Source organism: Devosia sp. LjRoot16, assembly GCF_964252795.1.
Classification (GTDB): Bacteria; Pseudomonadota; Alphaproteobacteria; order Rhizobiales; family Devosiaceae; genus Devosia_A.
In genome coordinates, this window is record NZ_CAXUPH020000001.1 from 1,350,349 (window position 1) to 1,364,182 (window position 13,834).

The 13,834-nt window shown below is 63.8% G+C and carries 10 protein-coding genes; 4 read left to right on the forward strand and 6 right to left on the reverse strand.

The genetic code is table 11. The features are described 5' to 3' along the window. The first annotated feature begins 7 nt into the window (after positions 1-7). Together ACSQ23_RS06245 and ACSQ23_RS06250 are read left to right on the forward strand one after the other, a co-directional pair. Positions 8-1,357: a Dyp-type peroxidase gene (locus ACSQ23_RS06245; protein WP_436090078.1), complete on the forward strand. Its 1,350-nt coding sequence runs from the start codon at positions 8-10 to the stop codon at positions 1,355-1,357. Positions 1,358-1,366: 9 nt separating this feature from the next. Next, on the forward strand, positions 1,367-2,461 hold the full coding sequence (locus ACSQ23_RS06250) for a catalase family protein (protein ID WP_436090079.1): 1,095 nt from the start codon (positions 1,367-1,369) through the stop codon (positions 2,459-2,461). A gap of 162 nt (positions 2,462-2,623) precedes the next feature. Here the strand turns inward: ACSQ23_RS06250 and ACSQ23_RS06255 are convergent, their stop codons facing one another. From ACSQ23_RS06255 to ACSQ23_RS06275, 5 genes are all read right to left on the reverse strand, one after another. After that, the gene (locus tag ACSQ23_RS06255) at positions 2,624-4,300 is read right to left on the reverse strand and encodes a glycoside hydrolase family 32 protein (RefSeq protein ID WP_436090080.1); all 1,677 of its coding nucleotides are present in this window, start codon (positions 4,298-4,300) and stop codon (positions 2,624-2,626) included. After that, a complete protein-coding gene (locus ACSQ23_RS06260) occupies positions 4,297-5,709 on the reverse strand; it encodes a NosD domain-containing protein (RefSeq protein ID WP_436090571.1) in 1,413 nt (470 codons plus the stop codon). Before ACSQ23_RS06260 ends, ACSQ23_RS06255 begins: the two co-directional genes overlap by 4 nt. Before the next feature lie 13 nt (positions 5,710-5,722). Next, the gene (locus ACSQ23_RS06265; protein WP_436090081.1) at positions 5,723-6,559 is read right to left on the reverse strand and encodes a carbohydrate ABC transporter permease; all 837 of its coding nucleotides are present in this window, start codon (positions 6,557-6,559) and stop codon (positions 5,723-5,725) included. Next, positions 6,552-7,430 (reverse strand): carbohydrate ABC transporter permease, encoded by an 879-nt coding sequence (locus ACSQ23_RS06270; protein ID WP_436090082.1) that lies wholly within the window; start codon positions 7,428-7,430, stop codon positions 6,552-6,554. The genes ACSQ23_RS06265 and ACSQ23_RS06270 overlap by 8 nt, the downstream gene beginning before the upstream one ends. A 69-nt stretch (positions 7,431-7,499) precedes the next feature. Further along, positions 7,500-8,741 carry an ABC transporter substrate-binding protein gene (locus ACSQ23_RS06275; RefSeq protein WP_436090083.1) on the reverse strand — a complete coding sequence of 414 codons (1,242 nt, stop codon included), beginning with the start codon at positions 8,739-8,741 and terminating at the stop codon, positions 7,500-7,502. Positions 8,742-8,914: 173 nt separating this feature from the next. Here ACSQ23_RS06275 and ACSQ23_RS06280 point away from each other — a divergent pair, with 173 nt between their 5' ends. After that, positions 8,915-9,973, forward strand: a complete 1,059-nt coding sequence (locus tag ACSQ23_RS06280; protein ID WP_436090084.1) for a LacI family DNA-binding transcriptional regulator — start codon at positions 8,915-8,917, stop codon at positions 9,971-9,973. A gap of 185 nt (positions 9,974-10,158) precedes the next feature. Here the strand turns inward: ACSQ23_RS06280 and ACSQ23_RS06285 are convergent, their stop codons facing one another. Beyond that, positions 10,159-11,187, reverse strand: coding sequence for a LacI family DNA-binding transcriptional regulator (locus ACSQ23_RS06285; protein WP_436090085.1), 1,029 nt, complete (start codon positions 11,185-11,187; stop codon positions 10,159-10,161). Between the two features lie 204 nt (positions 11,188-11,391). On the opposite strand from ACSQ23_RS06285, the gene ACSQ23_RS06290 reads away from it, so the two are divergent. Further along, positions 11,392-13,755, forward strand: coding sequence for a family 78 glycoside hydrolase catalytic domain (locus ACSQ23_RS06290; RefSeq protein WP_436090086.1), 2,364 nt, complete (start codon positions 11,392-11,394; stop codon positions 13,753-13,755). Positions 13,756-13,834: the final 79 nt, after the last annotated feature.

Here is a 13,834-nt window from a genome sequence, read left to right on the forward strand (position 1 = left end):
CACTGAGATGGTGTTCGAGGGGATCAAGGCCTGGTTCGGCGTCGACATCGAGTTCGACAAGGTCCAGGCCGCCATCGTGCGCATGCGTCCAGAACCCTATTTCGGGACGCATGCGCTGCTCGAAATTCGGGATGCACGCGGCGGTCGCGAGGTGCTGAGACGGCTCGCCGAACGGGTGACTTCGGCGGCCGACTGGGACAAGCCACGCGCGGCGTGGACCTCCCTGGCCATCACCCATCCCGGCCTCGTTGCGCTGGGAGTTCCCGAGGCATCGCTCGCCAGCTTCCCGGAGAATTTCCGCGAGGGCATGGCCAAGCGGGCGGGAGCTCTGAGGGACGGGGGCCCCAACTCGCCCTCCAACTGGGAGCAGCCGTTCGGCACCGGCAGGGTGCATCTGGGGCTGTCGGTCTATGCCGACAGCGAGTCCGCCTGGCATTCAGAAGTCGCCGCCTACGAGGAAAAGCTCGCCGAAGTCAGCGGGATCGAGGTGTTGGGCCGCCAGGATTTCGGCGCTCAGCCGGACAGCGTCAACGCCTTCGGCTACAAGGACGGGTTCACCCAGCCCAAAGTGCAGGGCAGCGGCGTTTCCGGCTTTCCCGGCGATGGGCGCGAGATCAAGGCCGGCGAGTTCATCTTCGGATACCCGTCGGAAACCGGCCGCCCCGTCTTCATGCCGGCCCCCGATGAGCTTGGACGCAACGGGACGTTCCTTGTGTTCCGCAAGTACCACTCGCACGTCGCAGCGTTCAATCGCTTCATCCATGCCAATGCCAGGACGGAGGGGGAACGCGAACTGCTCGCGGCCAAGATTGTCGGACGCTGGAGGAGCGGCGCGCCACTGGCATTGGCGCCTGAAAAGGACAACCCTGCAATCGGGCAAGACCCCAGGCGCAACAACGACTTCACATACGCTGACGACCCACAGGGGCTCAAAACCCCGCTCAGTTCGCACGTCCGGCGCATGAATCCGCGCGACACCAAGCTCAAGGTTCTGAGCGATGTGAACATCCGCCGCGTGATCCGCCGCAGTACCACGTACGGCACGCATCTGGACAAGGATGCGCTAATCGATGACCGGCAGCCCCGCGGCCTCGACTATCTCGCCATCGGAGTCCGCGCCATCGACACGCTCGAGTTCCTGCAGAGCGAGTGGATCAACTCGGGCAACTTCATGGGCGTGGGGCAGGAGAAGGATCCGATGATCGGTCTCCAAGGCAAGGACGGCACCTTCACCGTGCCCGGCGTCCCACCCCGCTACCTGCGCGGTATCGAGACCTTCAACACGCTGCTCGGCGGCGAGTACTTCTTCATGCCGAGCATTCCGGCGATCCGCTGGCTCGGCGATCTCAAGAACTAGGAGGCCAGGATGGCCGATCAATACGTACGCTACTCTCCCTCGCTCGAGCGCAAGGAGCCGGACGAGGACGCGATGATCGCGCGCATCGTCGAGGCAATGTCCAGGGCTAATGTCGAGGTCTACAAGAAGCATCGGCATGGTCTGCGGGACGCGCACGCCAAGAGTTACGCCGTGCTGGCTGGCGAGTTGCGCATCCACGAGGGGCTGCCGGAACACCTGCGGCAAGGGTTGTTCGCCGTGCCGCGCACCTATCCGGTGATCGTGCGCCTCTCGAGCGCTCCCGGGGACATCCGGCCCGACTGGCTGCTCGCTCACTTCGGCATGGCCATCAAGGTACTCGGCGTGGAAGGCCAGCGCGCGATCGGGGATGGTCTGGACACGCAGGATTTCCTCCTCGTCAACTCACCAACCCTGCCGTTCGGAACCGTCAGCGAGTACTTCAAGCTGCAGAAGGCGCTCGAGCAGCAGCCGACCAAGACGGACGATGAGCTTGCCTCGATCGGCAGGAAGGCGCGTCTGGCCGCCAAGGTGCTCAAGGCGCTGGGCCGCCCATTGCCGGCGTCGGTCGAGATCCTTTCACCGGAGAATGCCCATCCGCTCGGCGCGACCTTCCACTCGATGGCCGCTCTGCGATTCGGGGACTATGTCGGCAAGTTTAGCGTGGCACCGCTTTCCGACAATGTGCGTGCTTTGACGGGCCATGAAGTCGATCACGCCGGCCGGCCCAGTTCGCCGGTCCGCGACTTGCTGGAGGAGTTCTTCGCGCACAACTCGGCTGACTTCGCCCTGCGCGTGCAGTTGTGCGCGGACATCGACCGGATGCCGATCGAGGATGCCTCGGTGCTATGGCGCGAGGACCTCTCGCCTCATCAGACGGTGGCGACCCTTCACCTTGCACCGCAGAACGCCGCGAGTGACGCGCGCCGCATCTACGCCGATGATGTGATGTCCTATGCGCCCTGGCACGCCCTGGAGGCGCATCGGCCACTCGGAGCGATCATGCGGTCCCGCAGACGGGCATATCCAGCCTCGAGCGACTTCCGCCATAGCGTGAACAATGTCGAGGCGGCTGAACCGCGCTCGCTCAGCGACCTGCCGGCCTGAAATGAGGGTTCTAGCCGGGAGCCTGGCTCTGCCAGTAGGCGAGCTCGGTCGAAAGGACGATTGGAGTCCCGGAGAGCGCAGCCAAGCAGTCTAGACGAGCCGTCCGGGGTCGTCTGGCGCGTTCGTGCGGGATGAGGGCGGTAGGCCACAGCTGCCCATGGCTCAGGGTAGTTGAACCGCTCGCCGCTCGCACACGGTGAATTGGGCGAGCGATGTGACTTCAACCCGGTCCGGGGCGATGTTGGTGTAGCCGCGCCGCGTGCCGCAGACGGCCCCGTAGTCGGCGAAGATCTCAACGATGCCGCGGTCGTAGACGATGCGGAGATCGGTGGCCGACCCACACGTGGCCTCGTAGCGGATCTTCCCGTCATCCCCAGCCAGTCGAACCGCAAGGCGACCGCCCGATACCGATAGCTCGAAGCAGAGGGCGCCGCTCTCCGTCGCGACGATGCTGGTGCCGTCGAGGTTGCCATCCAGGCGGAGCTCGAACGGCGCGTCCCGCAGCAGGACGCTCCCATCCGGCTCCTGGGCCAGGGGATGAGCCTGCCAGGCGCTATCCAGCTCGGTCACCGGGTGCATGCACAGCCGCCCGGAGCCATCGAGGCTGAGTTCGCGCGGCAGCGACATCTCGCCCGAATAGGGCGAGCCGGCAGGCTTGCGGGATTCCCAGTTGAACAGCCAGGCCAAGGCGATCTGTCGGCCCTCGGCCTCAAAACTCTGCATGGCGTAAAAGTCGGTGCCGAAGTCGAGGACCTGCAAGTCGTCGGCATCAGGCACGAAACGATCGCCCTTGAACTCACCAACCCGGGCGAACAACAGGTTATGACGGCCCGTCGCCGGTTCGGTGTAGCCGACAAAGCCCATGACCATCACCCACTTGCCAGCAAGCGGGAAGAAATCCGGGCACTCGACCGCCCGGGCGCCGTTCTCGCGGTAGTGGGCGGGGGCCCGATAGAGCGGGCCCAGATAGCTCCAGTCGCTGAGGTTGTCGGAGCCGTAGAGCAGCACTGCGGGATCACCGTGCAGCGCTGCGCCGAGCACCATGCGGTAGGCGCCCGCCGCCTCGTCCCACCAGACTTTGGGGTCGCGGAAATCGTGCTCGACGCCATCGGGACGCAGCGTAAGCACCGTCTCGGAGCCGGTGGCGTGGAGGAGGACATCCCGCCCCGGCCGGACCAGCTTCTGCACCTCGCGATAGCCCGCGAACAGGTCATAGGCCGGCAGGCGCTCGGTGTAAAAGAACATGCGGCTGCCGTTGCGGTCGGCAAATGCCGAGCCGGAGAAAGCGCCGCCGCTGGCTCCGAGCCGCCAGAGGTTCTGCTCGGGGTGGAGGAACACCGGCAGGTGGGTCCAGTTGAACAGGTCGGTGCTGACCGCGTGTCCCCAGTGCATCGGGCCCCAATCGGTGCCGGCAGGGTGAAACTGATAGAACAGGTGCCAGGTCTCGCCGATCTTGCAGAGGCCGTTCGGGTCGTTCATCCACTGGCGGGGTGGCGAGAAATGCATGATCGGCCGCTCCGGATCGGACCGCATCGAGGCACCGATCTCAGCCTTGGTGCTGAGCGTCAGCCCGGCGTCGTCGAACTCCCAGAGGGTGATGCCGGCCTCGGCGACATCAGCCGGATCGTAGCCATAAGCCCAGAGGATCGCCTCGGGCCTCTGCCATTCGACGCTGACGCTGCCGGCCTCGCGGTGCTGGTAACTGAAGAAATCCGGGTGGCCGGAGAATGCCGGGACCTGCCACAGCACGGCATCGGCCTCAGAAATGCGGATGGACCCCGGCCCGCGCGCCCAGCATTCGAGCCGGTAGCCGGCGGGGAGGCTGACGGAGGATTTCAACTGTCGATCCGAGAGCTGTCTTGCGCTCCGGCCTGCCCCGGCACCGGCGTGCCGCGAAAGGCGTTGACCGACTTATCGATCAGCACCTCAATGTCGCTGCCGGAATCGAGGATGGTGTTCCCGGTGGAGGCCGGTTCGACCTGCACGGCGACCACCTCGAGGGCAGTGAGGTTCCTGGTTGAGAGGATGGCCTCGACCTGCGTCGCAAAGCAGTCGCTGTTGGGCGCGTCGTTGGCCGTGGCCCGCTCGGTCGTCGCCACGATGTGGTTGTTGGCGACATAGTTGCCGGTGCCCGAGACGATCCGGATAATCACCGGTTTCTCGTTGGCGGGCTTCAGGAACCGGGTGTCGATCGAGGCCGAGATATGGTTGGCGATGACCGAATTGTTGTCGCCGCTCAGATGCAGCAGGCCGAACTGATCATCCAGCCCATTGTCATACCGCGTCATCGGCGCCCAAGGCTCGTGATCGCGCAGCAGGTGATTTGAGGCGACGAGGTTCTCCGAGCAATTGCCGGAGAAGACCAGCATTCCCGGATAGAACGAATGCAGCCGGTTGCCGGTAATGGACGAGCGGACCACTCCCGAGAATTCGATGCTGCTGCGGCCGCGGGGGAAGACGTTGTTGCCGGAGACCAGCAGGCCACCGAAATTCTCGGCATAGATCGAGTGTCCGGCATAGCCGGCGCCGATCAGGTTGTTGGAGATCTTCGAGGCCTGCCCCATGCCCTTGAGCTCGATGCAGTTGCCGCATTCGGCGATGAAGTTGTTGTCGATGGTCGAGGCGTCAGCATGATGGGAGACGACGCCATGCTCCAGGTAGACCAGCCCCATGCCGGTGATGCGAAACGAGTCATTGGCGCTGGCGATGTGAATGCCGGTCTTGCCGTTGCGGTAGGAATTCTCCGCGTCGCCGTTCGAGGCATCGGTGAAATGCAGGCCATCGATGCAGAAGTCGGCAAACTCGACCGAACTGATGCGAGGATTGCCGGCGCGCTGCACCAGGAATGCCGCACCGGCAGCTCCGTCGCCGGCTGGCCCGACGAGATCGACGAGGACACGGCTGCCCCCCGGCCAGATTTCGTGCCACTGCTCGAGCTCAGGCCTAGGCGTGTTGAAACGGATGCTCGACGAGGTGAAGCCATGCCCCGATCCGACGATCCGCAGAAAGCTGATGTCGATGCGGACTTGCGTGCGCAGCCGGAAGTCGCCGGGCGGGATGTAGATCACGGCACCGGGCTTGCCACCGTCGTTGACATCGGGCGCCGCCTGCCGCCGCTTGATATCGGCGATGATGCTGTTGATCACAGCGCCGATATCCTCGTGCGGATTGCCGGCTGGCCACTCGGTAACGCTGTAGACGTTAGCGCTGGGCCCGCCATGCCCTTTGCTGAGCTTGTCGAGTTCGATGCTTGCCACGGGACTAGCCTTTCACGGCGCCGAAGGTCAGCCCGCCGACAATCTGCTTTTGCAGCACGAGGGTGACGAGGATGACGGGGAGGGAATAGAGCACGGCGGCAGCGGTCATCGGCCCCCAGGCGAGGCCATAGACGGAGTTGAACTCCGCGATGACGATCGGCGCTGTCTTGCTGCTCTCGGAAGTCAGCAGCAGGGCGTAGAGAAACTCGTTCCAGCTGGCGATGAAGCTGAACAGCGCGGTGATGGCGAGGCCGCTCGGCATCACCGGCAGGACGATGTGCCAGAAGGCGCCAAAACGGGTGCAGCCATCCACCCGCGCCGCTTCCTCAAGTTCCTTCGGCACGCCATCGAAGAAGGCGGCCATCAGCAGCATGGCGAGGGGAACAGCGGTGGAGGTGTGGGCGAGGACCAGACCGATGGTGGTGTCCAGCAAGCCCAGCGTCTTCATGATCTGGAACAGCGGCACGCCCAGCGACACCGCCGGCACCATGCGGGTGATAAGCGCAAACAGCATGAACAGCATGGTGATGCGACGGCGATAGAGCGCCGAGACATAGGCGGCGGGCACCGCGATCACGAGCGACAGCAGCGTCGTTAGGACCGCGACGATGGCGGAGTTGAGGAAGGCTTCGGGCAGCCCGACGGTCCCGATGACGCTGGTGAAATTCTCGAGGGACAGCCGTTGCGGGAGGAAGGATGGCGGAATCTGCTGGACGTCGGCCGCCGGCTTCAATGCCGTCGAGACGAGGTAGAGGTAGGGCAGCGCATAGGACAGCACCAGCAGCAGCGCCACCGCATGGATGATGAGCTTCGTGAGATCGATGGGGGCGCGATCAGCCACGGTCAGCTCTCCAGATCTTCCAGTAGGCGAGGCCGGCGATTCCGATCATCACCAGCAGAAACAGCGTTGCGGTGGCCGAGGCCTGGCCGAGATCGCCGTAGCGCACCATGCGCTGGTAGATGTTCATCGACAGCACTTCGCTCTGCTGGCGCGGCCCGCCCTGGGTCTGGATCCAGATCAGGTCGAAGGTCTTGAGGGCATCGATGCCGCGGACCACCACAACCACCGCCAGCACCGGGCGCAGCATCGGCAGGGTGATGTACCAGAACCGGTTGATGGCGTTGGTGCCATCGATCCGCGCTGCCTCGAGCACGTCGCGCGGGATGTTCATCAGGCCGGCATAGCTGACCAGGGCGACGAACGAGGTGGTCAGCCAGATATCGGCGGCCGCCACCGAGTAGATGACGATGTCGGTGTCGGACAGCCACTTGATGGCGCCGGGGTCAGGGATGATGCCGAGCGCGGCGAGCCCGTAGTTGAGGATGCCGATATTGCCGACGAGGAGAAATCTCCAGAGCAGGCCGGCGACGATCGGTGAAATCATCAGCGGCAGGGCGAAAATGGTACGGTGCCAATGCGAATGCCTGGCGATCGCGGCAAACAGCAGTGCCGCGCCGAGGCCGAACACCAGCTCGAAGACCAGGGCGAAGGCCGAGTATTTGAGCGTCCTGACGGCGGACTCGAGGATCCGCCTCGACGTCAGGGCCTCGACATAGTTCGCCAGCCCGACAAAGACGCGGCTCGCCGGATCGATCAGTTTGACGTCGAAGAACGAATTGTAGACCAGCAGCGCCACCGGGTAGACCACGAGGAGCCCCAGGAACAGCATGGCTGGCATCAGCATAAGCAGCACGAACCTGCGTTCGGTCATGCTCCCTCCCCCGTTGATCAGTTGGGACCGAGGCGGATCGCCGCCCCGGTCCCGAGAGTTCCTGGATGCTTATTGGCCGAGGATATCTCGGGCGGTGGCCGCCGCATCCTGCAGCAGTTCCGCGACGTTGTCCTGGCATTCGAGGGCGCCCTGGAAGGCGGGCATCACGGCTTCATCGACCAGTTCCTGGTAGTGCTCGTTGATCGGCCGGCCCTTGGTTGCCGGCGCCGACAGCGTCGCCAGCAACGGCCCGAAATGCTCGTAGCCGGGCTTGTCGGTGTAGCTGGCATAGGCCGAGTTGGTGGCAGCGAGCCCGAGCGGCGCCTCGATGCCCAGCCCGTTGTGGGCAATGGCAAAAGCGATGAACTGCCGCGCCGCGTCCTTATGCTGGGAGGTCGATGGAATGACGTTATACCAGGGGCCGGGGATACCGGCGATGCCGGCCGGGCCGCCGATCATCGGCGCGACGCCGACCTTGCCGGCGATCTTGCTGTCTTCCGGCGTCATCTTGTAGGCGTGGGCCCAGAACTTCATCATGGCGGTCTGGCCCTGGTAGAACAGGTTCTGGGCCTCGCCCCAGTTGATTTCGAGCGCATTGTCAGGCGCTGATTTATCTTCGCAGAGCGGCGCCCGGTAATTCTGAAGCGCGTCGAGATGGGCCTGGTTGTCGAGGATGACCTGACCCGCGTCATCGAGGATCACCCCGGGCGAGCCGGCCTGCAGCACCTCGGCCATCCATTCTTCGGAGGTCGCGCCGATCACGTCGGTGCCGAACATGCCGTCCCTGGTGAAGAACTTGGCCATGTCGCGCCACTGCTGCCAGTTGGCCGGCGGAACCAGGTCGTAGCCATATTGCGTTTTGAAGGCCGCCTGGTTGGCCGGGTCTTCCCACAGGTCTTTGCGGTAGAAGACGATCTCGGCGTTGGCCCAGGCGGGCATGGCGATCAGCTTGCCGCCGACAGTGGCGTCGGCAAGCAGGGCCGGCGGAATGTCGGCCTTCACGGCATCGGTGAACAGATCGCTCAGATCCTCGACATGCGAGGCGAAGGCGGCGTTCCAGACCACGTCGATGGTCGCAACGTCGTAGTTCGAGGTCCCCGAAGCGATCTCGGCGGTCAGCTTGTCGAACACGCCCTGATAGGGCACCTCGACGAAGTTGACCTCAATGCCGGTTTCCTTGGTGAAGGCCTCGGCAGCGGCCTGCTGCAGCGAATGGCCACCACCTTCAACCAGGACGGTGATGGCTTCGGCCTGCGCCGCGGAAGTTGCGAGGCAAAGCGCGGCGACCGCGCCGAATAGCGTCTTGTTCATGTCCCCTCCTCAAATTTGGGCTCACGGAGAACGACCCGGAGCAGTCGGACCATAGGCAGCAATGTCGACGTCGTCAATTGAAATGACATCGTCGACATCGCGGATGTCGACGTTGTCGGTTGCGGCTCACTTGCCGCGCCGTTAGAGTTGCCGGCGCTTGTGGGGGAGAACGAATGGTCAGCATCAAGGATGTCGCTCGGGTAGCCGGCGTCTCGGACAAGACCGTGTCCCGCGTGGTCAACGGTGAGCCGAACGTCACCGCCGACACGATCGAGAAGGTGCAGCTGGCAATTGCCGATCTCGGCTACATCCCGAACCTCGCGGCGCGCAGCATCCGCTCGAACCGCACCAACATCATCGGCATCATCACCGACTTCATTTCGACGACGCCGTACTCGGGCGATATCGTCCGGGGCGTGCAGGATTGGGCCGGCGCCAATGGCCGCACCGTGCTGCTGGCCAATACCGATGGCGACCCGGCGCGGGAAGCCAATGTCTGGCGCACCTTCAAGGCGCACCGCATCGACGGCGTGCTCTATGTCGCGATGTATCACCGTGTCGTGGTGCCGGCGGCAGGCGAGGTGTCGATCCCGACGGTGCTGGTCAACTCGCATCCCGAAGACGGCTATGTCTATCCATCGATCGAGCCGGATGATTTCGGCGGGTCCTATGCCCTCACGGAGCACCTGATCGCGCTTGGACATCGCCGCATCGGCTACATCCGGCTGAACCCCCTGTTGCTGGGCGCCAATCAGCGGCTCGACGCCTTCTTTGCGGCGGCACAGGCAGCAGGCATCGCGGAAAGTGACCTGGTCATCCGGCTGGGGATGGAGGGGCCGGTCGGCCGCGAGACCAACTACGTCTATCGGGAGGCCCTCGATATCCTGTCGATGCCCGATCGTCCGACGGCGCTGGTCTGCGGCAATGATGAGATGGCGCTGCAGGCCTACCTGGCCGCGCTGTCCCTCGGCCTGCGCGTGCCCGACGACATTACCATTGTCGGCTTTGACGATTTCCGCACGGTGTCGCTCGGCCTCAAACCCGAGCTGACCACGGTGGCCCTACCCTATTACGACCTGGGCTGGCAGGGCGCCGACATGCTGGACCAGCTGGTGCACGGCAAGGGCAGCGAAACGGAGCGGCGGGTCCTCAAATGCCCGGTGGTGGCGCGGCGATCCAGTGCCCAGGCCAGAGAGATGCAGATCGCTGACGCGGCAGGCACTGGTGGTTGAGCACAGCATCGGCTGACCGCGTCTGGCTTTCTCGAACCCGTGCCTCCCCCGGTCTTCCTGCAAAGCGCCGATGGCGGCATTCACATAACCTGCTGAGGTTGCGTCAGTTGCAATTTGGCCCAGAGCGGACCTCCTCGTCCAGCCAAGGAGCCGCGAGTTACGTCGGTTTGAGCCAATGTGCCCGTTCATCCGTCAAGGGTGCTGCTGCGACGTACAACCAACCGAGGCTGCAGTAGAATCTGTTCGGTTTCGATCCGCCCCTCGAACCTTTCGACGAGCAACCTCGCAGCATGCGTGCCGATCTGCTCGCCCGACTGATCGACACTCGTCAGGCTGTTTTGATCGAGTGCGCAGTAGACGGTGTTGTCGTGGCCGACGATGGCCAGGTCCTCCGGAACGCGAAGCCCATTTGACCGCGCGTGGCTGATCGCTTCGAAGGCCACGGCATCGCACCAGCAGAAGAGGGCCTGTGGCCGGCTCTCGAGCAGCTTCTCCATGCCGCCATATATCCCTCTTGGGGTCTGTTCGGTGCGGGCGATATTGATGTAGGCGGAGAGCCCCTGAGCCTCCATCTCGTGCCGGTAGCCACTTTCACGCATCCGCATCGCTGTGGGATGTTCAAGGCTCAGCATGGCGATGCGCTCGGCGCCCTGCTTTGCCAGATGCTGCACGACCAATCGTCCGCTTTGCTCGTCATTGTTGTTTACGGTGTCGAAGGTGGTCTCGACGAGAGGCCGATTGCCGATGGCGACAGCTGGAATACGGCTGCCGAGGTCGGTGAGCTGTTCGGGGGACAGGCTGCTCGAAACGAGTATGAGCCCATCCATCTGCATGTCGATCATCGCCTGGGTGAGGTCGCGCTCGTTTGATTGGGAGGCGATGCCTTGCACCGCCTGGTAGGGGGTGCGCTCGAATCCCGCACTGATGCCGGCAAAGATGTCGGCGAGGAAGGGATTGCGCATATCGGGAAAGACCACGCCGACGACGAATGAGCGTCCGCGCAACCCGCGGGCGGCGGTGTTGGGGGTGTAGCCGAGCTTCTTTATCGACGCGTTCACCCGCTCGCGAAGCGACTCGCTCACCCCATAGGCGTTGCGCAACACCTTCGAGACGGCTGCGAACGAAACGCCGGCATCTGCGGCTACCTGCAGGATAGTGACGCGCTTCGGCTTTCCGTTGGTTTGGCCAGGCCGATTTCCCTCGATTTTGTTCATGTCACGCTCCCTTCAGCTGTCGATAGCAGAACTGTTGGATTTTCGGCAAACGGCGAGGTTCCGCTGACGATGCCGCCTTATCCTTCACCCGCAAGTCCACTCCCTTCCGTAGAAACAGCCCGTTGTATTGTCGTTCGAACGACGTTACACGACCCCGATGTGCAACCTTGCACGTTTTTTCATTTGAGCGTTGGGAGGTCGGAATTGATCAAAGGGGCTAAAGGCGTTGAGGCCATCGGTTGGGCAGCCAAGATGATCCGCCCCCTGGCCGATGGTGGTGAAGGCGCCCCGGCCAGCCAGATCACCCGAGAGTTCCATGTCGCCCGGCTCAACGGGAACGAGGTACTCCGGATATCGGCCCTCGGGCTCTATCGGGCATTCATCAACGGCCGGCGGGTCGGCGAGGACGTACTGACGCCCGGCTGGACGAACTATGACGCAAGGCTCTCCTATCAGGTCTACGACGTGGCCGGCCTGCTCAAGCAGGGCGCCAATACCATTACGATTTGGATCGGCGATGGTTGGTACCGATCGCCGCTGATGTGGATCGAGGAGCGGCGGAAGAACATCTGGGGCACCAGGGTTTCCGCAATCGCCGAGATCAGAGGCGGGGCAGATCTGGCCGATATCGTGGTGTGTACGGATGAGCAGTGGGGGAGCGGCGAAACACCCGTCCGCAAGTCGCAGATCTATTTCGGCGAGATCTTCGACGCGACCCTGGCCCCGGAAACACAAGAGGGCGTCGAGGTTGTCGATTTCGATCCTCGCAAGCTCATTGCCCATGAATGCGATCCGGTGCGCGAGCTTCTGCCGCTCGATCCGGTGAAGCAGTGGCAAGACAGCGAGGGCCGCACCCTTTACGATTTCGGACAGAACACCGCAGGATACGTTCGGCTCAGCCTCGCGGCCGAGGGGCCGTCGCAGGTTCTCATCGAGCACGCCGAAGTGCTCGACAAGCACGGGCAGTTCTACAACGGCAACTACCGCAGCGCCGAAGCAATCATCAGGCTGCACCTCGACGAGCGGGGGCTCGCAGACTATAGCCCGCACTTCACCTATCAGGGCTTCCGCTACGCCCGCGTCACCATCAGCGGGAGCGCGCGTGTCAGGCGCATCCAGTCCGTGCCGATCTCGTCCGTCCCCGAGGCGACTGCCTCGTTCTCGAGCGGCAACCAGCTGGTGAACCGCTTTTTTGAGAACGCTATCTGGTCGCACCGCTCGAATTTCATCGATGTGCCGACCGACTGCCCGCAGCGCGACGAGCGGCTTGGCTTCAGTGGCGACGCACAGGTGTTCGCCGGCACCGCCTGCTATCTCGCGGACAGCCACGACTTCCTGGTCAAGTATGTCCGCGAGCTGATGGTCGACCAGGCGCCGGACGGGGCCATCTCGCATACGTCCCCGCATATTGTGCGCGTGAAGCCGGGCAAGCGCATGCAGTACGGCTCGACCGGGTGGGGCGACGCTATCACTGTCATTCCGTGGCGGCTCTACCTGCAATATGGCGACAAAGACATCCTGGCCGAAGCGCTGCCGGCGATGCTCAAGTGGATCGATTTCGTCTGGTCGTTGACCAAGGACGGGATCGTGCGTCCGCCTGCGACGCCTGGAGCGCGCGGCTTCTGCCTTGGCGACTGGCTTCAGCCCAAAGGCCCTAGTTCCAAGCCGCTGCCGACGATTGGCGACGATGCGGCCGCAACGCTCTACCTCTTTATCAGCCTCGGAATCGCAGTCCGAGCCGCCGAGCTCGTCGGAGAACCAGAGATCGCCCGGCGGCTGTCGAAGCTGCGTTCGGAAGTCGAGACTGCTTTCCGCAACGAGTTTGTCACCCCCTCCGGCCGACTCGCCTACGACGACCAGACGTCCTACGCGCTGGCGCTGCTCCATGGCCTGGTCCCGAGCGACAAGCTGGCCGCGGCGACGAGATACTTCAGGAGCGCCATCATGCGGACGGGAGGCAGGCTCGGAACCGGCTTCATCGGGACACCGGCTTTGCTTCCGGCCTTGGTAAAGGTCGGTGAGGGGGCCCTGGCCGGTGAGGTGTTCCTGCAGGAGGATGTCCCCGGCTGGCTCTATCAGGTGCGGATGGGGGCAACGACCGTGTGGGAGCGCTGGGATGCCATCCAAGCCGACGGCACGATCTACAATCCGCAGATGAACTCGTTCAACCACTACGCGTTTGGGGCCGTGTGCGAGTGGCTGTTGGAAGGCGTCGCAGGCTTCCGGCCTGACGAGCATGCGCCGGGCTTTGAAAGCGTCATCTTCTCGCCAACTGTCGTGGATGGATTGTCCCCGGTCGCGGCCCACTACGACTCGATACGGGGCCGGATTTCGGCGTCCTGGACGCTGACGGGTGACAAGGTTCGCTACGAGTTCGTCGTGCCCGCAGGAGCGCGGGGCACGCTGCGCCTCTCTGCGGACTATCGGGACGCCGAGCTCGACGGGGCGCCGATCATGGTTGGCGCTCACCCGATCGTCGGGCCGGGTCGGCACGTCGCCGTGTTCAAATACGCTACACCGGCCAAGCAATTGGTTCATGACTCCCCGCTTGCGGCGAACATGCCCTGAGATTGCGCACGTGCAACGTTGAATGTGCAACCTTGCACACAGACAGTTTGTGGGTTAAGTCAGACAGGTATGCGCTCGT

Excerpts from the sequence above, each read along its gene's own strand:
- ACSQ23_RS06270 (WP_436090082.1), bottom strand. The coding sequence starts at position 7,430 with ATGACCGAACGCAGGTTCGTGCTGCTTATGCTGATGCCAGCCATGCTG.
- ACSQ23_RS06275 (WP_436090083.1), bottom strand. The coding sequence starts at position 8,741 with ATGAACAAGACGCTATTCGGCGCGGTCGCCGCGCTTTGCCTCGCAACT.
- ACSQ23_RS06250 (WP_436090079.1), top strand. The coding sequence starts at position 1,367 with ATGGCCGATCAATACGTACGCTACTCTCCCTCGCTCGAGCGCAAGGAG.
- ACSQ23_RS06245 (WP_436090078.1), top strand. The coding sequence starts at position 8 with ATGGTGTTCGAGGGGATCAAGGCCTGGTTCGGCGTCGACATCGAGTTC.
- ACSQ23_RS06280 (WP_436090084.1), top strand. The coding sequence starts at position 8,915 with ATGGTCAGCATCAAGGATGTCGCTCGGGTAGCCGGCGTCTCGGACAAG.
- ACSQ23_RS06285 (WP_436090085.1), bottom strand. The coding sequence starts at position 11,187 with ATGAACAAAATCGAGGGAAATCGGCCTGGCCAAACCAACGGAAAGCCG.